The organism is Streptococcus sp. Marseille-Q3604 (assembly GCF_916619785.1).
In the GTDB taxonomy this organism is placed as follows: Bacteria; Bacillota; Bacilli; order Lactobacillales; family Streptococcaceae; genus Streptococcus.
Genome location: NZ_CAKAKM010000002.1, coordinates 265,258 through 285,529, shown reverse-complemented (window position 1 = coordinate 285,529; position 20,272 = coordinate 265,258). Strand labels below are relative to the sequence as shown.

Annotated in this window: 24 protein-coding genes and 1 riboswitch; of the genes, 20 read left to right on the top strand and 4 right to left on the bottom strand. The window is 38.9% G+C overall.

The annotated features are described in order from the left end of the window. The first annotated feature begins 109 nt into the window (after positions 1-109). Positions 110-1,363, top strand: coding sequence for a diaminopimelate decarboxylase (locus LG375_RS05695; protein WP_107372512.1), 1,254 nt, complete (start codon positions 110-112; stop codon positions 1,361-1,363). Positions 1,364-1,395: 32 nt separating this feature from the next. On the opposite strand, the gene LG375_RS05690 is transcribed toward LG375_RS05695, so the two are convergent. Beyond that, the gene (locus LG375_RS05690; protein WP_225745470.1) at positions 1,396-1,938 is read right to left on the bottom strand and encodes a TetR/AcrR family transcriptional regulator; all 543 of its coding nucleotides are present in this window, start codon (positions 1,936-1,938) and stop codon (positions 1,396-1,398) included. A 245-nt stretch (positions 1,939-2,183) separates the two neighbouring features. Between LG375_RS05690 and LG375_RS05685 the strand changes: the two genes are divergently transcribed. From LG375_RS05685 to yidD, 10 genes are all read left to right on the top strand, one after another. After that, positions 2,184-2,435 carry a YneF family protein gene (locus tag LG375_RS05685; RefSeq protein WP_002883695.1) on the top strand — a complete coding sequence of 84 codons (252 nt, stop codon included), beginning with the start codon at positions 2,184-2,186 and terminating at the stop codon, positions 2,433-2,435. A 63-nt stretch (positions 2,436-2,498) separates the two neighbouring features. Then, positions 2,499-3,314, top strand: coding sequence for a glutamate racemase (gene racE, locus LG375_RS05680; RefSeq protein ID WP_037598968.1), 816 nt, complete (start codon positions 2,499-2,501; stop codon positions 3,312-3,314). Next, on the top strand, positions 3,307-4,281 hold the full coding sequence (locus LG375_RS05675; RefSeq protein WP_225745469.1) for a nucleoside-triphosphate diphosphatase: 975 nt from the start codon (positions 3,307-3,309) through the stop codon (positions 4,279-4,281). Before racE ends, LG375_RS05675 begins: the two co-directional genes overlap by 8 nt. After that, positions 4,263-4,784 carry a metallophosphoesterase gene (locus tag LG375_RS05670; RefSeq protein ID WP_014633871.1) on the top strand — a complete coding sequence of 174 codons (522 nt, stop codon included), beginning with the start codon at positions 4,263-4,265 and terminating at the stop codon, positions 4,782-4,784. The genes LG375_RS05675 and LG375_RS05670 overlap by 19 nt, the downstream gene beginning before the upstream one ends. Continuing rightward, on the top strand, positions 4,781-5,263 hold the full coding sequence (gene cbpB, locus LG375_RS05665; RefSeq protein ID WP_225745468.1) for a cyclic-di-AMP-binding protein CbpB: 483 nt from the start codon (positions 4,781-4,783) through the stop codon (positions 5,261-5,263). Before LG375_RS05670 ends, cbpB begins: the two co-directional genes overlap by 4 nt. Then, positions 5,217-5,978, top strand: coding sequence for a site-specific tyrosine recombinase XerD (gene xerD, locus LG375_RS05660; protein WP_225745467.1), 762 nt, complete (start codon positions 5,217-5,219; stop codon positions 5,976-5,978). Before cbpB ends, xerD begins: the two co-directional genes overlap by 47 nt. Continuing rightward, on the top strand, positions 5,978-6,691 hold the full coding sequence (locus LG375_RS05655) for a segregation/condensation protein A (protein ID WP_064525555.1): 714 nt from the start codon (positions 5,978-5,980) through the stop codon (positions 6,689-6,691). The genes xerD and LG375_RS05655 overlap by 1 nt, the downstream gene beginning before the upstream one ends. Continuing rightward, on the top strand, positions 6,684-7,265 hold the full coding sequence (gene scpB, locus LG375_RS05650; RefSeq protein WP_139724619.1) for an SMC-Scp complex subunit ScpB: 582 nt from the start codon (positions 6,684-6,686) through the stop codon (positions 7,263-7,265). The genes LG375_RS05655 and scpB overlap by 8 nt, the downstream gene beginning before the upstream one ends. A gap of 91 nt (positions 7,266-7,356) precedes the next feature. Further along, on the top strand, positions 7,357-8,082 hold the full coding sequence (locus LG375_RS05645; protein WP_225745466.1) for a pseudouridine synthase: 726 nt from the start codon (positions 7,357-7,359) through the stop codon (positions 8,080-8,082). After that, complete coding sequence (gene yidD, locus LG375_RS05640; RefSeq protein ID WP_002886534.1) at positions 8,082-8,330, top strand: membrane protein insertion efficiency factor YidD; 249 nt, start codon at positions 8,082-8,084, stop codon at positions 8,328-8,330. The genes LG375_RS05645 and yidD overlap by 1 nt, the downstream gene beginning before the upstream one ends. 22 nt (positions 8,331-8,352) lie before the next feature. Here the strand turns inward: yidD and LG375_RS05635 are convergent, their stop codons facing one another. Beyond that, on the bottom strand, positions 8,353-9,792 hold the full coding sequence (locus LG375_RS05635; RefSeq protein ID WP_037598977.1) for a TrkH family potassium uptake protein: 1,440 nt from the start codon (positions 9,790-9,792) through the stop codon (positions 8,353-8,355). 6 nt (positions 9,793-9,798) lie between these two features. Then, positions 9,799-11,148, bottom strand: coding sequence for a Trk system potassium transporter TrkA (gene trkA, locus LG375_RS05630; RefSeq protein WP_037598979.1), 1,350 nt, complete (start codon positions 11,146-11,148; stop codon positions 9,799-9,801). A 277-nt stretch (positions 11,149-11,425) separates the two neighbouring features. Between trkA and LG375_RS05625 the strand changes: the two genes are divergently transcribed. The 6 genes from LG375_RS05625 to LG375_RS05600 all read left to right on the top strand — a co-directional run bounded on the left by LG375_RS05625 (position 11,426) and on the right by LG375_RS05600 (position 17,248). Beyond that, on the top strand, positions 11,426-11,935 hold the full coding sequence (locus LG375_RS05625) for a tRNA (cytidine(34)-2'-O)-methyltransferase (protein ID WP_225745465.1): 510 nt from the start codon (positions 11,426-11,428) through the stop codon (positions 11,933-11,935). 106 nt (positions 11,936-12,041) lie between these two features. Then, positions 12,042-12,164, top strand: a riboswitch (FMN riboswitch). An 81-nt stretch (positions 12,165-12,245) separates the two neighbouring features. Beyond that, entirely contained in the window at positions 12,246-12,803 is a 558-nt protein-coding gene (locus tag LG375_RS05620; RefSeq protein WP_225745464.1) for an ECF transporter S component, read from the top strand. Positions 12,804-12,805: 2 nt separating this feature from the next. Then, complete coding sequence (locus tag LG375_RS05615; protein WP_107372520.1) at positions 12,806-13,456, top strand: phosphatase PAP2 family protein; 651 nt, start codon at positions 12,806-12,808, stop codon at positions 13,454-13,456. A gap of 178 nt (positions 13,457-13,634) precedes the next feature. After that, on the top strand, positions 13,635-14,534 hold the full coding sequence (locus tag LG375_RS05610) for an XRE family transcriptional regulator (RefSeq protein ID WP_225745463.1): 900 nt from the start codon (positions 13,635-13,637) through the stop codon (positions 14,532-14,534). Between the two features lie 174 nt (positions 14,535-14,708). Next, entirely contained in the window at positions 14,709-16,805 is a 2,097-nt protein-coding gene (locus tag LG375_RS05605) for a peptide cleavage/export ABC transporter (RefSeq protein WP_225745462.1), read from the top strand. A gap of 110 nt (positions 16,806-16,915) precedes the next feature. Next, a complete protein-coding gene (locus LG375_RS05600; protein ID WP_225745461.1) occupies positions 16,916-17,248 on the top strand; it encodes a DUF805 domain-containing protein in 333 nt (110 codons plus the stop codon). Positions 17,249-17,298: 50 nt separating this feature from the next. Here the strand turns inward: LG375_RS05600 and LG375_RS05595 are convergent, their stop codons facing one another. After that, a complete protein-coding gene (locus tag LG375_RS05595) occupies positions 17,299-18,690 on the bottom strand; it encodes a DUF4153 domain-containing protein (RefSeq protein ID WP_225745460.1) in 1,392 nt (463 codons plus the stop codon). A gap of 407 nt (positions 18,691-19,097) precedes the next feature. On the opposite strand from LG375_RS05595, the gene LG375_RS05590 reads away from it, so the two are divergent. Genes LG375_RS05590 through LG375_RS05580 form a run of 3 tightly spaced genes read left to right on the top strand, consistent with a single transcriptional unit; the run spans position 19,098 to position 20,263 of the window. Then, positions 19,098-19,613 (top strand): AmiS/UreI family transporter, encoded by a 516-nt coding sequence (locus LG375_RS05590; RefSeq protein ID WP_002886548.1) that lies wholly within the window; start codon positions 19,098-19,100, stop codon positions 19,611-19,613. Positions 19,614-19,637: 24 nt separating this feature from the next. Continuing rightward, positions 19,638-19,940 carry an urease subunit gamma gene (locus tag LG375_RS05585; protein ID WP_002886558.1) on the top strand — a complete coding sequence of 101 codons (303 nt, stop codon included), beginning with the start codon at positions 19,638-19,640 and terminating at the stop codon, positions 19,938-19,940. An 11-nt stretch (positions 19,941-19,951) separates the two neighbouring features. Continuing rightward, complete coding sequence (locus LG375_RS05580; RefSeq protein WP_002886559.1) at positions 19,952-20,263, top strand: urease subunit beta; 312 nt, start codon at positions 19,952-19,954, stop codon at positions 20,261-20,263. Positions 20,264-20,272: the final 9 nt, after the last annotated feature.

Below are 20,272 nucleotides of genomic sequence, written 5' to 3'. Positions count from 1 at the left end.
ATAGGTCTATTGTATCATGAAATATGCCTTGAGATTATTAGAAAATTGGGTTTCAAGCCTTTTCTTATGCTATAATAGGATTACTATTGTAAAAAAAATGGAGAATAAAATGACAAAAACACCTTTTATTGCAGCTGATAAACTTGAACAAATCACTGCAGAATTTCCCACACCTTTCCATCTTTACGATGAAAAAGGTATTCGTGAAACAGCAAGTGCAGTTAATGCAGCTTTTTCGTGGAATCCAGGTTTTAAAGAATTCTTTGCTGTAAAGGCCACACCTAATCCAGCAATCCTCAAAATTTTGAAAGAAGAAGGGTGTGGTGTCGATTGTGCGACCGATACAGAGCTTGTCATGAGTAAGAAAATTGGTTTTGATAGTAGCGCGATTAGCTTTACATCTAATGATACACGTGCTGAAGAGTTTGTTTACGCGCGTGATATTAATGCGACAATTAACCTTGATGCTTACGAAGATATCTTTTTCTTGGAAGAGGCTGCAGGGCTTCCTGAAACCCTTTCTTTGCGCTTTAACCCAGGAGGTGTCTTCTCTCTTGGTACTGATATCATGGATCATCCTGAAGAATCAAAATTTGGGATGACTAAGGAACAACTCTTCAAAGGTTATGCCTACCTTAAAGAAAAAGGAGTGAAATCATTCGGTTTGCATGCTTTCCTAGCGTCAAATACAGTAACGAATGAGTACTATCCAACCTTGGCTGCTCAACTCTTTGAATTGGCGGTAGAAATCAAGAATGAACTTGGAGTTAGTCTTGACTTTATCAATTTATCAGGTGGTGTTGGGGTAGACTACACACCGGCTAATAAGCAAAATGACATTGCTGTTATTGGTGAAGGGGTTCATGCTAAATTTGATGAGATCCTTGTTCCGAATGATCTTGGACATATCAGTATTTACACTGAACTTGGACGTTTCATGACAGCACCTCATGGCCTTGTTGTTACTAAGGTTCTTCATATTAAGGAAACTTATCGTCGTTATGTTGGTGTAGATGCTTCTGCGGTTAACTTGCTTCGTCCAGCTATGTACGATGCCTACCACCACATCACGAATATGACTAATCCAGATGGTGACATTCAAGTAGTTGATGTGACAGGTTCTCTTTGTGAAAATAATGATAAGTTTGCTAAGAACCGTGAATTGCCAGAAGCTCGTATTGGAGATACCTTGGTTATCCACGACACAGGTGCACATGGTTTCTCAATGGGTTACAACTATAATGGACGTCTTCGTTCTGCAGAAATTCTCTACCAAGAAGATGGAACGGCTCGTATGATCCGCCGTGCAGAGACGATGAATGATTACTTTGCTACTCTTGATGGTTTTGATTTTGACATTTAACAAAAAATAAGCTAGGCCTTAAAGGACCTAGCTTATTTTACTTTAATGATTACAGCTTCAAGAATGATATCGGCTAACTCCTCAGGGGATTCGACACAGCCTTCTCTGAGCCAGAGTGTTAAAATGGTAACAATAGTGCTAACATAAATCTCCAATGAATATTTGGCAGGAATATGATAGCTTTGTTCCATGAGCTCTGTAACATTTTCGATATCAGAGTTAAGGATGGTCTCGATAATGAATTCACGAATCATCTCATTGATGTTTGGAATGTGTGTCATTAAGGTGAGACAGAGTTTTTGATTTTCCTTAAGATATCCTAGCATTTCAGTAACAACACCCTCTTGGTAGGTCATGTCTTCCTGAAGAATACTTGAAACTTTATCTAAAATCTTTGAGAAGGTTGTTTCAACCAAATCTTCTTTATTTGAATAGTAGTAGTAGAAAGTTGGTCTGCTGAGATTTGCCTTCTTGATGATGTCTGTGATGCTGATTTGTTCGAGTGAACTCTCTTCTAAGAGTTCAATAAATGCGTTGACAATTTTTCGTTCGGAAATAGTTGCTTCCTTGAGCATAAATAAACCCCTTTATATAAACATAATAATAATTCCACAACTTATATAATAACCTATTTTTTTTCTAGAAATCTTACAAGTCCTTTACAGTTGTAAGTGAAAAATACTGAAACTCTCATTTTATCGATATTTTAAACGAAAAAACTATTTTTCTATACGTTTTTAAGAACCAACGTCTTATTTGTCAGTAGGGTCCATTTTTGCTATAATATAAGGTAAATCAACGTTATAGGAGAATTAAATTTATGAACACCGTCCTTTGGATTATTCTTGTTTTTGTAGCCCTTTTAGGTGGTTTTTATGGAGGCGCATACTTTGCCCGCAAACAAATGGAGAAAGAATTGGCTGAAAATCCTCGTTTGAATGTGGACGCTGTTCGTACCATGATGTCGGCTGCGGGTCAAAAGCCAAATGAAGCAAAAGTGCGTCAAACATATAACCAAATTATCAAACAACAAAAACAAGCACTTGCAGATAGCAAGAAAAAGAAAAAATAATGGTGGGGAGCTGGGACGTGAATCTCAGCTTTTTACATGTAACCTAGGGGATAAGGAGGCAAGATGGATAATCGACCTATAGGATTTTTAGATTCTGGTGTCGGAGGACTGACGGTGGTACGTGAACTTAAACGTCAGTTGCCTCACGAGTCTATTGTTTATATTGGTGACTCTGCTAGGGCGCCATATGGTCCTAGACCAGCAGAACAAATCAGAGAGTATACCTGGCAGTTGGTTAAATTTCTTCTGACCAAAGATGTAAAAATGATCGTTATTGCTTGTAATACGGCAACAGCAGTAGTTTGGGAGGAAATCAAAGGAGCCTTGGATATCCCAGTGCTAGGTGTGGTTTTGCCTGGTTCTAGTGCTGCCATTAAGTCTAGTCAATCGGGTCATATTGGCGTCATTGGGACTCCTATGACGATTGCCTCTAACATCTATGAACAAAAAATTAAGCATCTGGCACCACAAATGAATGTCTTGAGTTTATCTTGTCCTCGCTTTGCTCCTATTGTTGAATCCAATGAAATTAACTCAAGTGTGGCTAAAAAGATTGTTTATGAGAGCATGGCACCTTTAGTCGGTAAGGTAGATACCTTGGTTTTAGGTTGCACCCATTACCCGCTTTTACGTCCTATCATCCAGAATGTAATGGGGCCAAGTGTCAAGCTAATTGATAGCGGAGCTGAAACAGTTCGTGATGTTTCCGTTTTGCTCAATTATTTTGAAATTAATCGTAGCCGTGAAGTCGAAGACAAGACGGAAGAATATTACACCACAGCTAGTGTGCTTGGTTTTAAAGAAATCGCAGAACAATGGCTGGGTGAAGAAGTTGCTGTCCAACATGTCGATTTGGACAAGGAGTTAGAAAATGACTAAATCAATTTTAGAATATAAAGACGAACAAGACTGGTATTTGGCTAGTTTTGGAAGCTACAATCACTTGACTTGTTTTGGTGGTGATGATGCCTATGAACAATTTGTTGACCTTTTCCAAGCCTTGACTAACGTTTTGGCTGTTAGTGGTTTCCAGTTACATATTGCTAAACATTCTTCAGACCTTCGCTTGGTATCCTTTATTTTGGATTGCTTGAAAGAGCAAACTGGTCATGACTTAGCTGTTACGCAACATCAAGGGGCCTTGGTAGTTAGTGAAGGAGATAAGCTTGTCTATGTTCATGTGCCTAGAGAAGGTGTCACCTTGAGTGATTTCTTTGGTTCTGATAACAAATCAGATTTTGGTGATGTCCTATTGATTGCGACACGCAATGAAGGAAAAACTAAGGAATTTCGTAAACTGTTTGGAAAACTAGGCATTAAGGTAGAGAATCTTAATGATTATCCAGACCTTCCTGAAGTTGCTGAAACAGGTATGACCTTTGAGGAAAATGCACGCTTGAAGGCGGAAACCATTTCTGAATTAACTGGTAAAATGGTCCTCTCAGATGACTCTGGTTTGCAGGTAGATGTTCTTGGAGGTTTACCAGGCGTTTGGTCTGCACGCTTTGCAGGCCCTGATGCCACAGATGCTGAAAATAATGCTAAATTATTGCACGAGCTCGCTATGGTGCTTGATGATAGCAAACGTACGGCGAACTTCCATACAACCCTAGTTGTTGCAGCACCTGGACGTGATAGCTTGGTTGTTGATGCCGACTGGAAGGGTTATATTGGCCGAGAACCTAAAGGTGACAATGGTTTTGGTTATGATCCTCTCTTTTTAGTTGGTAATACGGGTAAAACAGCAGCAGAGCTTTCTGCAGAAGAGAAAAATGAACAATCTCACCGTGGACAAGCTGTTAAGAAACTTATGGAGGTCTTCCCAACATGGCAGAACAAACAATAATCGTAATGAGCGACTCCCATGGAGAACGTGATATTGTAGTAGATATAAAAAATCGTTATCAAGGGAAGGTAGATGCTATTTTCCACAACGGAGATTCTGAGTTAGAATCAAGTGATCCTGTTTGGGACGGTATCCATGTGGTTCGTGGTAACTGTGATTATGATTCAGGTTATCCAGAACGTTTGGTCGTTAAACTTGGTGATGTGATTATTGCACAAACACATGGTCATCTTTATGGCATTAATTTTACCTGGGACAAGTTGGATCTTTGGGCGCAACAAGAGGATGCAGATATTTGTCTCTATGGCCACTTGCATGCGGCAGCAGCTTGGCGAAATGGTAAGACGGTGTTTATCAACCCAGGTTCTGTTTCGCAGCCACGTGGGCCTATCCATGAGAAACTTTATGCTAAGGTGATTATAAATAGTGCAAAAATTCGTGTGGAATATTATACACGTGACCATGAACTTTATTCAGAACTTACACAGGAATTTGAACGATGATTGCTAAAGAATTTGAAGATTTTTTGTTGGCTCATTTAGATAATTATTTAATTCCATCAGATCAGGTTGCTATTTTTATTGATAGTCATAACGCTAATCATGTGGTTTTGCTTTTGACGAGTAACGGTTATTCGCGCGTTCCCGTTTTGACTAAGGATAAGCATTATCTTGGGACCATATCTTTGACAGATATTAAGCGTTATCAAGATGAACATAACTTGCAAGAGTGGGAGATGGTTAACCGTGATATCGGGCCGATGACATCAGATGTCGTGGAAACAGTGGAAGATAATGCTAATCTAAACGAGGTAATGCATAAACTAGTTGATAATCCTTTCCTTCCTGTGGTTGATAGCCAAGGTATTTTCAAAGGAATTATCACACGAAAATCGATTCTAAAGGCGGTTAATAGCCTCTTACATGACTTTACACATGACTATATCATCATTCCAAAAACAACTGACAACTCAGATCACTGATTTTCTGGCTACTAAGGTCATTTCAGAGAGTTCAAAGCAAGCTTATACTTATGATCTTAAGCAGTTTGCAACTTTGATTTCAGGACAAATTGATGAAACCACTTTAAAGCTCTATGAAAACCAACTCAAGGAATGGAAGCCATCTGTACAAAAACGTAAGCGCTCTGCGGTCAATCAATTTTTGCTATATCTCTATCAAAAGGGTGAATTAGCGAAATTTTTCAAACTATCAGAGATGGTAACGCCACCTTCTCAGGAGGATAAGTTGCAGATACTGGATCTTTCGTCGCTTTACGAGGGACGTGAAGGGGCTGGGAAACTGGCCTGTCTGCTGATTCTAGAGTTGGGGCTCTTGCCTTCAGAGATTTTGGAGTTGGACTGGTCCGATATCGACTTGGATTTTGGTGTTGTAACTGTGGCCAAGGGAACAACTAAGCGTGTTCTTAGACTTGAAGCAGGTTTGAAACAGTATTTGTTGGCTATTAAAGATGTGAACAGTCAGGGATTGCTTTTGGGTAAGGTCTATACTCGACAATGGCTGTATAAGCAAATCCAGACTTATGTTAGTGACTGTGGCTTATCGAATGTGACTGCTCAAGTCTTGCGTCAGCAATTTATTCTTAGACAAATTGAAAAGGGAACGGGCGCCTTTGAACTTGCTCGTTTACTGGGACTAAAAAGTCCAGTGACCTTGGAGAAATACTATAAAATCTAATGGATATTAAGTTAAAAGATTTTGAGGGGCCACTGGATTTGTTGCTCCATCTGGTTTCTAAGTATGAGGTAGATATTTACGATGTCCCCATTGTTGAGGTGATTGAGCAATACTTGGCTTATTTGGCAACCTTGCAAGCCATGAAGCTTGAAGTTGCTGGGGAATATATGCTTATGGCTAGTCAGCTCATGCTGATTAAGAGTCGTAAGCTTCTGCCGACAGTGGTGGAAGCTGAGCCAGAAGCAGATGATCCAGAACTAGAGCTCTTGAGTCAGTTGGAAGAATATGCACGCTTCAAAGCAGCTAGTCAAGAGTTGGCTAAGCAGCATGAAGTGCGGGCTCAGTATTTTTCAAAACCAAAAGTTGAATTAGTTTATGAAGATGTGACGCTGAATCAGGATAAGACCATTCAAGACATTTTCTTGGCTTTTTCAAAAATCATGACTGAAAAGCAAGAAGAAATTCGCCGAAACCACACGACCATTGCGCGTGACGATTATAAAATTGAAGACATGATGCTGATTATTGAGGAAGCATTTGGCTCAAAAAATGAGCTATATCTGGATGAACTTTTCACAGATGCTAAAGATATGAATCAAGTAATCACCCTCTTTTTGGCAACTCTTGAATTGATTAAGGTACATCGCATATCAGTACAACAGGAAACAATTTTTGGCACAATCACACTAAGAAAGGAATGGACGAATGAGTAGTCACTTAGCACGATTAGAAGCTTTACTTTTTGTGGCTGGTGAAGATGGTCTTAGTCTACGTACTATGGCACAGCTTTTGGAAATGCCAGTGACGGGTCTGACTCAGTCTTTGGAGAAATTACAAGCTAAGTACGAGGCAGATGAGGATTCAGCTCTGTGTTTATTGGAATCATCAAATACCTATAAGTTAGTGACTAAACCAGATTTTGCAAGTCTCCTTCGTGACTATTCTAAAACGCCTATTAACCAGAGTTTATCACGAGCGAGTCTTGAGGTCCTCTCTATAGTTGCGTATAAACAGCCCATTACTCGTGCTGAAGTCGATGACATTAGAGGTGTTAATTCGAGTGGCGCTATTGCTAAACTTCAGGCCTTTGATCTTATTCAAGAGGCTGGTAAAAAGGATGCTGTCGGTCGTCCTAACCTATATGCGACTACTGATTATTTCCTAGACTATATGGGCATTAACCGTTTAGACGAGCTTGTGGCGATTGATCAACTAGAACTTGAAGATCAAGAAACGAGTCTCTTTAGGGAAGATGCTTCAGAGGAGCTTGAGGACTTGGACAATTAAGAGTAAAACTTGTTGAAACTAATCATTAAAAATAAAGAAACATAGCAGAGATGCTAGGTAGAAAGGATATAGCTTAAGCTGTAGAAAAAGAATGCGAATTAATAAATATATTGCCCACGCTGGTGTGGCCAGCCGTCGTAAGGCTGAGGAACTGATTAAAGAGGGCCGTGTGACCTTAAATGGTAAGACCATTACGGAATTGGCAACAATTGTCAAAAATGGTGATATTGTAGAGGTAAATGGTAGCCCAATTTATAATGAAGAGAAGGTCTATTATCTTCTTAATAAACCACGAGGGGTTATTTCTTCGGTATCTGATGAGAAAAATCGTAAGACGGTGATTGACCTCATGCCCCACGTTAAGGAACGTATCTATCCTGTTGGTCGTCTTGACTGGGATACGACGGGGCTTCTTATTTTGACTAATGATGGTGACTTTACCGATAAGATGATTCACCCACGTAATGAGATTGACAAGGTTTATTTGGCGCGTGTCAAAGGTATTGCAACCAAGGAGAACCTTCGTCCTTTGACTCGTGGTGTTGTCATTGATGGTAAGAAAACAAAACCAGCACGTTACAATATTATCAAAGTAGACCATGAAAAGAACCGTTCAGTTGTTGAATTGACAATTCATGAAGGGCGTAACCACCAGGTTAAGAAAATGTTTGAATCAGTGGGCTTGCTTGTTGATAAGTTGTCACGTACGCGTTTTGGTACCCTTGATTTAACAGGGCTTCGCCCAGGTGAATCACGCCGTCTGAATAAGAAAGAAATCAGTCAGCTTCATAACGCTGCTGTCAATAAGGTTAAATAATGAAAAGATTTCTGATTGCCTTAGTAAGGGCTTATCAGAGATGGATTTCTCCCCTATTTCCACCCTCTTGCCGTTTTCGTCCAACTTGTTCGGTTTATATGATCCAAGCAATAGAAATGCACGGTTTAAAGGGAGTTCTTATGGGAGTTGCCCGTATCTTAAGATGTCACCCTTTATCAGAGACTGGCGATGATCCGGTGCCAGATTATTTTAGTCTAAAACGTAATAAAACTCCTTTGGATAAATGAATCCAAAGGAGTTTTTCTATGCTTAAGTTTTTGACCAAGTTTTTGGCAGGAAGAGGAGTAGTAAAGGATAAATTTCCAAACGTCCTGCAATCATAGCAAATCCCATGATAAGCTTAGACAAAGGACTGAAAATAGCAAAGCTATCACTCGTTCCAAGTAAAGGTCCAATATTGTTAAAGGTTGAAGCAGCAGCGCTTGTCACAATCAAGAGGTCTTGATTATCCAGTGACAAAACAGTGACTAAACTTAGTATAATGAGTACATATACAGCTAGATATTTAAGAACACTGTGCTGGGTTTCTTTATCGAGAACACTTCCATTAATATGAAGTGACAGGATACGATTAGGATAGAGGCTAGCCAGAGTCTGATTTCGTGCAATCTTAGCAATAATCATAGCACGGATAACCTTGAAACCACCGGCAGTAGAACCTGCTGATCCCCCGATAAACATCAGGAGGAGTAGGATATACTGAGAAAAGAGTGGCCATTTGGTAATATCCGTTAGACCAAAACCGGTTGTTGTGATGATAGTTGACACTTCGAAAAATGAGTATTTGAAAGAGTCAGCCAAATTGTGGTAAATCCCAAAAATATTGAGGAAAATCAAACCTGTTGAAATAGCCACAATCGCAAAGTAGGTACGTAGTTCTTCATCTTGGAAGAAAAACTTGATTTTGCGAAGGAGGATATAGAAATAAAGGTTGAAGTTAACTCCAAAGAGTAGGGTACCAACAGTAACCACATAGGTAATCAGATCACTGTGGTAATGGGCGATAGAGTCATTATAGACAGCAAATCCCCCAGTACCTGCGCCCCCCATAGCAGTGATGATACTATCAAAGATTGGCATACCGCAAAGCCAGAGAATAACAGCAAAAATAACAAACATAGTCAGATAGATGATGTAAAGAATCTGAGCTGTATTTTTGAGCTTGGCAACGACTTTACCAAATACTGGACCAGGCACCTCTGCACGCATAACCTCATGGTGACCATTTTTACTGTTGTTCATGATGGCTAGGGCAAAGACCAATACCCCCATCCCTCCAATCAAGTGGGCGAAGCTTCGCCAGAAAAGTAGGGAGTGGGTAAGTACTCCAGTATCTGTAAGAATAGTAGCCCCCGAGGTTGTGAAACCAGAGCTCATCTCGAAAAAGGCATCAATGACACTTGGGATCTGACCAGCAAAGACGAAGGGCAATCCTCCAAAGAAGGACCAGAGCACCCAACAGAGGGCTACAATAAGCATTCCTTCTTTGGTGTAAATATGGTAGTTCTTTGGTTTAAAGAGAGTACCAAGCATCCCGAGAAAGAGGAGAATCCCCATCGTACCCAAGATGCTGGCAAATACTTTAGCATCTTCTTGATAAATAAGAGCGACGATAAGTGGTACAACCAAGAGAGCAGCCTCAATCAGTAGGAGCTTGGCAATAAGAAAACGGACAATAGATCGATTCATGGCAACTTACCTCTTCAACAAGTCGTAAATGTGAGTTACATTTTGTAAGAGTGTAACGACCACGATTTTATCCCCAATAGCGAGTCTGTCTTCTCCCGTTGGGAAAATAGATTTTCCATTGCGGATAATAGCAGCGATAAGGACACCGTTAGCAAATTCAAGCTCAGAAAGTTTCTTTCCGGCGATTTTGTTATTTTCCTTAATTTGGAATTGCAAGGTTTCGATACGACCATTAGCCACATGGTGAAGGGCATCAAGACTAGAGTCTTTGGCATTAAAACGCCCGCGTACAAAGTGCATTACAGTGTCAACAGCGATACTCTTAGGAGTGACAATTGTTGTTGTCTCACGTGGATCGATAATCTCTAAGAGACTAGTACGGTTAACCTTAGTAATATTCTTGTGAATACCAAGGCTTTCAAGGAACATAGAGGTAATGATATTTTCTTCATCTACTCCGGTTAGGGTAGCTACGGCATCATAACTGGCTGCACTTTCCTCGAGAAGAAGGTCTTTAGCAGTACCGTCACCTAAGATAACAGAAACTTCAGGGAAGACCTGACTAAAGGTTTGCGCACGGTCCATTTTTTGCTCAATCAATTTGACCTTAATACGATTGTTTTTCAAGATATTGAGCAAGTAGTAGGAGATGCGCCCAGCACCAATCAACAAAAGTTTTTTGATGCTTTTTGGCTTGATGTAACTGTGGAAAAGTGCCATATCAACACGTTTACCAGTGACATAAATCTTATCCCCAATTTGCATAGTAGCATTTCCATCTGGAATGATGAGTTCACCCTGACGGTGAATCGTACAAACTAGAATATTGCCGAATTTCCTACGGAATTGTTCCATTGTCATACCAGATAATTGGCTATTTTCAGTAACTTTAAATGCCATAAGAATAACGCGTCCATTAGCAAAAGTTTCAACTGATAGGGCGTTTGGAAATTCAACTGTATTGGCAATATAGCGAGCTGTTAAAAGTTCAGGGTTAACTACTAATGAGAATCCAAGAAAGTTCTTGTCTTTGAAATAAGCATTAGAGTATTCTGGGTTACGTACGCGAACAACAGTTTCTTTGGCACCCATTTGTTTAGCCAGAACCGCTGAAATCATGTTCACTTCATCTTTATCGGTCATTGCGATAAAGACGTCACAGTTGCTAACCTCGGCTTGTTCCAAAATTTTAAAATTAGCCCCATTTCCAGCAAAGCCCATAACATCATAGCGTTTGCTGAGGCGTTTGAGGACCTCTTCCTTTTCTTCAATTAAAATAACATCGTGCTTCTCTTCAACAAGAGAACGACAGAGTGCGGTACCGACCTTACCGGCACCTACGACAATAATACGCATGAGTTACCTCCAAATAATCATTACTATGATACTCTATTTTAGAGGAAAAATCATCCTTTTCAGCTAGCTTTATCAACTATTCCTATTTAAGTAAATAAAGGTGAAATTTTTCTTTAAATAGTATTGACTTTTAGACCAGAAGTGCTAAAATATATTCAAAGATTCGTTATTTTAAATCTAACCTGTCATGATTTAAGCTAATGAACGTCCACAACCATGTCGTCTGCTGAGCTTGACTCCGGGCGACATGGTATTTTTTATGTCTAGGAGAATTGAGATGTCACGTAATCATATTGTCTTGTTTGAACCTCGTATTCCACAAAACACCGGAAATATTGCACGTACCTGTGCAGCGACTAATAGCCCTCTTCATATCATCCGTCCTATGGGCTTTCCAATTGATGACAAGAAAATGAAACGTGCAGGTTTAGACTACTGGGATAAGCTTGACATCACTTATTATGACAATTTGGCAGATTTCATGTCTAAAAATCGAGAGGGGCGTTTGCATTTAGTCACGAAATTTGCGGATAAGACTTATTCAGAAGAGGCCTATGCCAATAGTGAGGACCACTATTTTATGTTTGGTCGTGAGGATACAGGCCTACCTGAAGATTTTATGCGTGAGCATCCTGAAAAAGCTATTCGTATTCCGATGAATGATGAACATGTGCGTAGTCTAAATGTGTCCAACACTGTTTGTATGATTGTTTATGAAGCGCTTCGTCAGCAACAGTTCGAGGGGCTAGAGCTGAGTCACCGTTATCAGCACGATAAATTAAAATAGATACTTCATTTTGTTTTAAAAGAATAATTATAGTCATTGACTATCAACAGATTAGAAATCCATAATTTGAAAACCTTGTCACCAAGGTTTTTTTATGTTATCCTTAAAAGGTCTTCAGGGCAGGGTGAAACTCCCGACCGGCGGTGATTCTTTGGATAAGTCCGCGAGCGCAAGCTGATGAGGTGTGATTCCTCAACCGACAGTATAGTCTGGATGGAAGAAGACCAGTCTTTTTGCGTAGGCTTTTTTTGGCATGGGCAAATCCATTGGGAACTTCTTTCAAATTGTTAAAATTTGGAGGAATTTTTTTATGATAAACACACGTAAATTGGCTTACATTGCCATTTTATCTGCAGTTTCATTCTTGTTGCTTTATTTTTCATTTCCATTGATTCCAGCAGCAGATTTTTTGAAGGTTGATTTTTCAATCCTTCCTGTTCTTATTGCCTTGGTCATCTTTGATTTTAAGAGTGCCATCGGTGTTCTCTTGCTTCGTTCATTGTTGAAGCTCTTGCTAAACAATGGTGGTCCAGGATCAATGATTGGACTTCCTATGAATTTTATTGCTCTAGGCGTCTTTGTTTGGGGCCTAAGCTATTTTTGGAAGAAAAATCAAACAAGCAAGAATTATATTCTTGGTTCTGTTTTAGGAACTGTTTTGCTTACAGTTGCTATGGTTATTCTTAACTATATTTATGCAGTACCACTCTATGCTAAATTTGCCAACTTTGATATTGCGCAATTTATAGGTCTCTATAAATACCTTTTCGCTATGGTAGTACCTTTCAATTTACTTGAAGGATTGATTTTTGCGCTAGTCTTTGCTTTGATTTATGCTCCACTTAAGTCTATTCTAGTAAAATTATAAATATGAAACACAAACACACACATTATATTTATGCTTCTTTTGCCTTATTGTTATTTGTTGCTCTCGGTTATATGGTTAAGTTCTATCCTGAAGCCTTGACAGGATTTGATAGCAACATTCAAACTTGGGTTCGAGGAGGCTTACCAGCAGGATTGACACGCTTTTTTAAAACTATTACCATACTTGGGAATACGCCTGTACAGGCTATTATTGCAATCGTAGCAGTCATCTGGCTTTATCTACGTCAGTATAAATCAGAAGCTATCTTTGTGGGAGCTAGTGGGCTTCTCGCTAGTATCTTGATTGTAAGTTTGAAGTATATTTATCAGCGTCAGCGTCCATCAATTACGCATTTAGTGCATGCTAGTGGTTATTCTTTCCCTAGTGGTCATTCTTTGGGAACTTTTATGATTCTTGGAGCAATTGCCATTGTCCTTGCTCAGCGTTTGGAGAAAAAAGAATCTAAAATAGTAGTTTATGCTATTACTGGGCTTCTGATTTTCCTTGTTGGACTTTCGCGTATTTATGTAGGAGTTCATTATCCAACAGATGTTTTAGCTGGCTTTACCTTAGCCTTTGGTTTGCTTAATGCGATTTATCCAACTTATGATCGCATTCGCTTTGAATGGCGATTCCAAAGTAAACAGAAATAAAAAAACATGTAGTTTTAAACTGCATGTTTTTTTGGTACAAAGGAAGGTCTTTCCTATATAAAATGTATAAAAATAGCTTATTTTCACTATTGTTCTGTTAAAAATGCATTAACTGTATATTAATTATATTACAATTATGATATAATGTTTTTAAAATTTCGAAATAAAGGAGTGTCTCTTGAACATAAAAGACAGCATTGGACTAAGAATCAAAACTGAGCGTGAACGCCAGCAGATGTCACGTGAAGTGCTATGTTTAGATGGTGCGGAATTGACTGTTCGTCAGTTAATTCGCATTGAAAAAGGGGAGTCGCTCCCGTCTTTGGATAAATTATCTTATATTGCAAAACGTCTAGGAAAAAATATGACCGATTTATTGGATCATGATAATATTACTATCCCTGACGAATACTACGAGATGAAGAATCGTCTGATTAAGTTTCCAACGTATAGAAATCCAGAAAGAATAAAGGCTAAACTTGCCTTAATTGAGGAGGTCTATGAGAAATTCTTTGAACTTCTCCCAGAAGAAGAATTGTTAACTCTAGATATTTTGGAAAATATTTTGAGTTTTACTAGTTGGGAAGAGAGTCCTAAAGTTGAGGAGATATATGAAGACTTGTTTGAACAAGTCAAAAGGAAGAGGAAATTCTCAACTAACGATTTATTAGTTATTGACTACTATTTCTTCCATCTTTATGGAAGAAAACAGTATGATAAAAAACTTTTTGAAAGAATCGTAAAGAGAGTATTAAATCAGGAAATTTGGACAGATGATGTCTATAATATTGTTTTATTTAACGATTTGATGGCTATCGCTGCTTTGAAGATTTTTCACAATTCCTTCTCAGACTTCTTAACAGTTGTGGATAAAGCCTTAGCTGTTATAGAAAAATCACAATTCTATAGCTATAAACCTAATGTTTTTGTTCTCAAAGCCAAATATGAACTTCTGCATAAAGGAAACAAGAAAGAGGCTGCAGAAAATTACGATAAGGCCATAATGTTTGCTTCCGTTTTAGAAGACTCGGTACTAGAAGAAAGTATAAAGGCAGGTAAAGCGGCAGATGGTTTATAGAAATGGTGGTGACATAAATGTCACTACTTTTTTAATGGTTAAATGTTTACTATAGAAACATAAATAACAGTTAAAAGGAGTTTTATTTTGAAAAAACTAAAATTATTTACACTATTCTCACTACTTATCACTATCTTGCCTTATTTTGCAGGTTGTCTTTAATAAGGAGTCACCATGTCAAAATATCCATATATTTCACAGGTTGATCAGCGTGATTGTGGTGTCGCTGCCTTGGCCATGATTCTTAAACACTATGGTTCATCTTATAGTTTAGCTTATTTGCGAGAGTTGGCTCAGACTTCTCGTGAAGGTACTTCTGCGCTTGGTTTGGTGGAAGCGGCTAAGCAGTTGGGTCTTGAAACTCAGGCTATTCGTGCGGATTTAGACTTGTTTAAACAAGAAAACCTATCTTATCCTTTTATTGTACATGTGGTTAAAGAAGGTGGGCTGCAGCATTATTATACGGTGTTTGGTCAAATCAAGGGGCAGCTTGTTATTGGTGATCCAGATCCTAGCAAGAAGGTCATTAAAATGCCCTTAGAGGAATTTGCCAAAGAGTGGACGGGAGTTGCTCTCTTTTTTGTTCCAGGAGAAACCTACACTAAATACAAAGAAGACGTGCCGGGGCTTCTTTCATTTTTACCAATTTTGTTTCGTCGTAAGGGATTGATTGCAGTCATTGTCTTGCTGAGTTTTCTAGTGACCCTTGTTAATATTATTGGTTCTTATTATTTGCAAGCTATTATCGACCGCTTGATTCCTCAGGGGGCATATAATCTTCTGACCATGATTTCGCTAGGCTTATGTATCTCTTATCTTGCTCAACAAGTTTTTACTTTTTTCAAAGATTATCTTCTACATCGATTGGGTAATTACCTGTCCATTGCTGTCATTCTTCCTTATATCAAGCATGTCCTTTCCCTGCCTATTAGTTTCTTTAGTTCACGTCGTACTGGTGAAATCACGTCACGTTTTGGGGATGCTAACACTATTATCGATGCTCTAGCTTCAACGATTTTATCGATTTTCCTAGATGTGACCATTGTGATGACTCTAGCTGTGGCTCTTATTGTACAAAATCAGTCACTTTTTTTGATGACTCTCACGGTAGTTCCTCTTTATGTTTTAATCATTGTGGCATTCTATAAGCTTTTTGAGAAAGAAAATTATCAATTGATGGAGGCAAATAGTCAGGTCAATACCGCTGTTATTGATGATTTGCGAGGTATTGAAACCTTAAAATCCTTGAGGGTTGAGGAAAGACGCTATCGGGAAATTGAGGTGAAATTCCATGACTATTTGAAGAAGTCCTTGTCTAAGGCCAAGTGGCAATTAACGCAGGATGGGTTAAAGACAGGGGTTCAGTTAGTTTCCAATGTCTTTATCCTCTGGTATGGGGCACAATTGGTCATGGAAGGGCAACTATCTGCAGGTCAGTTGATTACCTATAATATGTTGCTGAATTATTTTACAACTCCTTTAATTAATATCATCAATCTCCAATCTAAAATTCAGCAAGCCAAAGTCGCCAATAATCGTCTTCAAGAAGTTTATGTTGTGGACAAGGAAGAAAAAGGAAAACTTAAAGAGTTATCTTTTAAACAACTTGCTTTTAAAGGAGTCAGTCACCGTTTTAGTTATCAGCAAGAGACTCTTAGTAAGATTGATTTAACGATTCATAAGGGTGAGAAAATCGCCCTCATGGGTAAAAGTGGATCTGGAAAAACGACCTTAGCTAAAATGTTGTCAGGTTATTATACGAAATCTAGTGGTCATGTAACCCTAGATAAAGATGCTATTAGCCATGCGGAGTTGCGTCAAATGGTGACTTACGTTCCCCAGCAGACCTATGTGTTTACGGGGACGATTTTAGAGAATCTTCTATTAGGATTTGAAGGAGAAGTTGACGAGAAAAAGCTTATTAAAGTTTGCCAACAAGCTGATATCTTAGAGGATATTCAAAGAATGCCACTAGGCTTTCAGACCCAAGTATCTGAAGACGGTGGTTTGTCTGGCGGTCAAAAACAAAGATTAGCTATAGCAAGGGCTCTATTGTCCAAACAACCTATCTTGATTTTTGACGAAGCTACCAGTGGTCTCGATAGTGATACTGAAAGCAGGGTCATGGCTAATCTTGCTAAGATTAAACGAACAATGATTTTTATTGCTCACCGCAATAGTGTACGTCAACATGTCAGTCGTGTAGTGACCATGGTGAGTGGCCAGATTGAGTCAGACAGTGCTAATTTCAATCCATTCCAGTTTATTTAAAATAATCTTCCTATTATATATGTAGATAACTTAAGAAGTCTAAATTTTCACATCTTGCACCTATCTTATTAATATAGTATACTGGTAACAGACTATTAAGAGGTGTAAACATGTTAGAGGCATATAAAAATTTTTGGTTAGGCTATCTCGATTTTTATGGTCGTACAAAACGATCAGACTATTGGTGGGTTGTCTTGATTAATGGAATTATCGGTAGTTTGATTTTCCTACTGATGGACTTACTTGGGGAAACAAGAGCTGCTGGCTTTACATTGACAGCTTTCATTCTATTTATAGTAGCAACGGCGCTTCCGACCATTTCTATGCAGATTCGTCGTCTACGTGATGCCAATTTCAATGTTGCTTGGATTGTATTAAAAGCGACACCACTACTAGTAGTACTTTGGGTGATGTATGCCTTTCCTACAAGAGATTCAAAATAACTCCAATATAAAAAGGGTGAAACTAGTTAATCTAGTTCCACTCTTTTTTCTTATAAAATAAAGCTACCTAAGAGGCTAACCAAGGTGAAGCTGATAGTTGCATAAAATACAGCGAGACGGGTCGCCTGGATAGGTTTATAAAGTCTAATAAGTGTTAGGACACACCAAATAAAGAGTACTGTGACAAACCAACCTGATAGTAAGCGACGTGGCGTTACACCATAGAGTGCTATATAAACGCCAAAGAGTTTCCAGCCGGCGATAAGGGCAAAGAGGCTAGCAAAAGTAAAGAGTAGGGTACTCAACAAACGAAGCCCCTTGTGGGTGAAGAAGTTTTCTTTAGAAAAAATGTAAAGTCCAGCTAGGATTCCCAAGTTAAGAGTAGAGACTCGAATTAATTGCCAGAAGCCCTGAACAGCAATATGTGAGGCTTGATGAGCTGGAATGTTGACTTGGTTGAGAGAAAGGAGTTCTCCCATTTGACTAGTGGCAGTTAATATGAATAGGGCATAAGTAAGGCAGAGGCTTCCGAGTACGATATAAGCTGCTACTTTTGGAAACTGACGGGTTGTTTTAAGACGGCCTTCAAATCGTTTTTGACTAAGTGGCTTTTCTTTTGCCAAATAGGTTGCACCGAGTTGAGCAAAAAGTCCTAGAGCCAGAGGGATACTGGTTATTAAACGAGAGAACAATAATCCGTTATCCTTGAAGGTGATAGTGAAATCAAGTAGAGTAGCAAGTGTCTGGAAGAACTGTTGCCAAAGTTGTCCGAAAGAAGGCAAGACCTGACTAAGCTGACTAGCAGCGAATACAGTCAGTATCAAGGCAATCATGATACTAATGAGAATCATCCATTTGTGGTTCTGAACTGCGTGCTTTTCTTCTTCAGAAAGCTCTTGTTTAGGTGCTGTTTTATAGAGTAGTGTCCAGGCTCCGATAAAGAAATATTTCAGTGGGAAGATGCAGCTAGTGTATATGAGGTCTAGCCAAACCATAATTCCCAAACGGTCTTGACTACTTTGTCCAGTACGTGCCATTAAGTAAAGGAGGATACTCGCATGAAGGCAAAGAATCTGAGCGCTCCCCCAGTTGTCGTGCAGACCCCAAAGACTAATTTGTAAACCTTGTAGTAGACTAGTGACCATAAACATTGCCGATTCAAGTCGCATTCCCTTTGCTTTTCCACCTAATAGACGACAGCCCAGTTCAATCGTACTTATCAAGACAACGGTTGCTGGAAAGGCAAAGGAAAAATGGGTCAAGTAAGTGACATATAGGAAGCAGGTCACGAGACAGGCGACAATCAGTCCCTTAATTTTCCAAATGTCTTTTGGTGAAAAATATTCCAAGAGTTTCTTGGTTTTGGTTTGAAGACTAGTCTTTTCGTCGGAATATTCCTGGGAGACTAGCTGTAAATTAGTAGTATAGTTATTTGTTTCCATCATAATTCTCCTTTTGGATGTTAGTCCAAAAAAGACTTTATCATAAAAAATGTTCGATTTTGACACCAAACTGTAAAATTACTAAAAATAGGTCTATGGACTTAGGTCTGGAGAATGAGTTGGAAAAATAGGTGAGTAAAAAATATTATGCTCACATTGAATGATAGATTGTACGGGCTATATTGTCAGAAACTGTCAAATGCTAAAGATAGTTTTTTAGAGATTAACTGTTTGTTTATCTGGGATTGAGCAAAGGACTTCTATCGAGAATCACCAAAGGTGATGTCATTTTTTGACACTATATGTTAGATTGCCTACCATCTAAATGTTGCAAAATTTCTGAAAATTCGTTGACATGTGTTTTCAAAGTAGTATGATAATAACATAAAAAAACTTAGGAGGTTCTTATGTTAGGTGTCATCCTACTCTATGTTGGTATGGTTTTGATGAGTAATGGACTCCATCGTTTAGAGGGTATTCCTGATAAATCAAATGTTGTCATGAATATCTTTACGGGTGGTCTGGGTTTGATTCTCAACATTATTGTCATTGCTTACGGAGCTTGTACAGGGCAAGGCGCTGAATGGTTTTATGGTAGCGCTACTGGTCTTTTATTTGCTTTCACCTATCTTTACTCAGCGATCAATACGATTTTCGATTTTGATCAACGTTTGTATGGGTGGTTTAGTTTATTTGTGGCAATTAATACGCTACCAGCAGGGATTCTTTGCTTAACATCTGGATACGGTGGTAATGCTTGGTATGGTATTATTTGGTTCTTGTGGGGTATCCTATGGCTAACTGCCTTTATTGAAATTAATCTTAAGAAGAATCTAGGAAAATTTGTCCCTTACCTAGCTATTTTTGAAGGAATTGTAACAGCTTGGATTCCAGGGCTTTTGATGCTTTGGGGCAAGTGGTAAGCATTGATTTAAGGAGGAAAAACGATGCAATTGACAATGCGCGAGCAGGAAAAAATGATGATTAGCCTTGCGGCTATGATTGCTCAACGACGTAAAGACAAAGGAATCAAATTGAATCATCCAGAAGCAGTTGCTTTAATCACTGACTATGTGCTTGAAGGTGCAAGAGAGGGTAAAACTGTTGCCCAACTGATGGATGAAGCTCGCAATCTCTTAACACGTGAAGATGTTATGGAAGGTATTGCAGAAATGATTCCAATGATTCAAGTTGAAGCTACTTTTACGGACAGTACAAAACTGGTTACTGTTCATGATCCTATTCAGTAAGGAGAAGTGTAATGATTCCAGGTGAATACCATGTGGCGAGTGAGCCAATTGATTATAACGGTGGTTACGAAGCCATTAGTCTTGAAGTGAAAAATGTGGGTGACCGTGCTGCTCAAGTGGGTTCTCACTACCATTTTTATGAAGCAAACGAAGCTGGTCTTCAATTTGATCGTGAAAAGGCGCGAGGCAAACGTCTAGATATTCCAGCAGGTACAGCCATTCGTTTTGAGCCAGGTGAAACGAAAACAGTACAACTTATTGACTTTGGAGGGAAACGTCGTATTTTTGGTTTCAATAACAAGGTCAATGGTTTCTTAGACTAGAAAGAGGAC

Excerpts from the sequence above, each read along its gene's own strand:
- LG375_RS05695 (WP_107372512.1), top strand. The coding sequence starts at position 110 with ATGACAAAAACACCTTTTATTGCAGCTGATAAACTTGAACAAATCACT.
- LG375_RS05690 (WP_225745470.1), bottom strand. The coding sequence starts at position 1,938 with ATGCTCAAGGAAGCAACTATTTCCGAACGAAAAATTGTCAACGCATTT.
- LG375_RS05685 (WP_002883695.1), top strand. The coding sequence starts at position 2,184 with ATGAACACCGTCCTTTGGATTATTCTTGTTTTTGTAGCCCTTTTAGGT.
- racE (WP_037598968.1), top strand. The coding sequence starts at position 2,499 with ATGGATAATCGACCTATAGGATTTTTAGATTCTGGTGTCGGAGGACTG.
- LG375_RS05675 (WP_225745469.1), top strand. The coding sequence starts at position 3,307 with ATGACTAAATCAATTTTAGAATATAAAGACGAACAAGACTGGTATTTG.
- LG375_RS05670 (WP_014633871.1), top strand. The coding sequence starts at position 4,263 with ATGGCAGAACAAACAATAATCGTAATGAGCGACTCCCATGGAGAACGT.
- cbpB (WP_225745468.1), top strand. The coding sequence starts at position 4,781 with ATGATTGCTAAAGAATTTGAAGATTTTTTGTTGGCTCATTTAGATAAT.
- xerD (WP_225745467.1), top strand. The coding sequence starts at position 5,217 with ATGACTATATCATCATTCCAAAAACAACTGACAACTCAGATCACTGAT.
- LG375_RS05655 (WP_064525555.1), top strand. The coding sequence starts at position 5,978 with ATGGATATTAAGTTAAAAGATTTTGAGGGGCCACTGGATTTGTTGCTC.
- scpB (WP_139724619.1), top strand. The coding sequence starts at position 6,684 with ATGAGTAGTCACTTAGCACGATTAGAAGCTTTACTTTTTGTGGCTGGT.
- LG375_RS05645 (WP_225745466.1), top strand. The coding sequence starts at position 7,357 with ATGCGAATTAATAAATATATTGCCCACGCTGGTGTGGCCAGCCGTCGT.
- yidD (WP_002886534.1), top strand. The coding sequence starts at position 8,082 with ATGAAAAGATTTCTGATTGCCTTAGTAAGGGCTTATCAGAGATGGATT.
- LG375_RS05635 (WP_037598977.1), bottom strand. The coding sequence starts at position 9,792 with ATGAATCGATCTATTGTCCGTTTTCTTATTGCCAAGCTCCTACTGATT.
- trkA (WP_037598979.1), bottom strand. The coding sequence starts at position 11,148 with ATGCGTATTATTGTCGTAGGTGCCGGTAAGGTCGGTACCGCACTCTGT.
- LG375_RS05625 (WP_225745465.1), top strand. The coding sequence starts at position 11,426 with ATGTCACGTAATCATATTGTCTTGTTTGAACCTCGTATTCCACAAAAC.
- LG375_RS05620 (WP_225745464.1), top strand. The coding sequence starts at position 12,246 with ATGATAAACACACGTAAATTGGCTTACATTGCCATTTTATCTGCAGTT.
- LG375_RS05615 (WP_107372520.1), top strand. The coding sequence starts at position 12,806 with ATGAAACACAAACACACACATTATATTTATGCTTCTTTTGCCTTATTG.
- LG375_RS05605 (WP_225745462.1), top strand. The coding sequence starts at position 14,709 with ATGTCAAAATATCCATATATTTCACAGGTTGATCAGCGTGATTGTGGT.
- LG375_RS05600 (WP_225745461.1), top strand. The coding sequence starts at position 16,916 with ATGTTAGAGGCATATAAAAATTTTTGGTTAGGCTATCTCGATTTTTAT.
- LG375_RS05595 (WP_225745460.1), bottom strand. The coding sequence starts at position 18,690 with ATGGAAACAAATAACTATACTACTAATTTACAGCTAGTCTCCCAGGAA.
- LG375_RS05590 (WP_002886548.1), top strand. The coding sequence starts at position 19,098 with ATGTTAGGTGTCATCCTACTCTATGTTGGTATGGTTTTGATGAGTAAT.
- LG375_RS05585 (WP_002886558.1), top strand. The coding sequence starts at position 19,638 with ATGCAATTGACAATGCGCGAGCAGGAAAAAATGATGATTAGCCTTGCG.
- LG375_RS05580 (WP_002886559.1), top strand. The coding sequence starts at position 19,952 with ATGATTCCAGGTGAATACCATGTGGCGAGTGAGCCAATTGATTATAAC.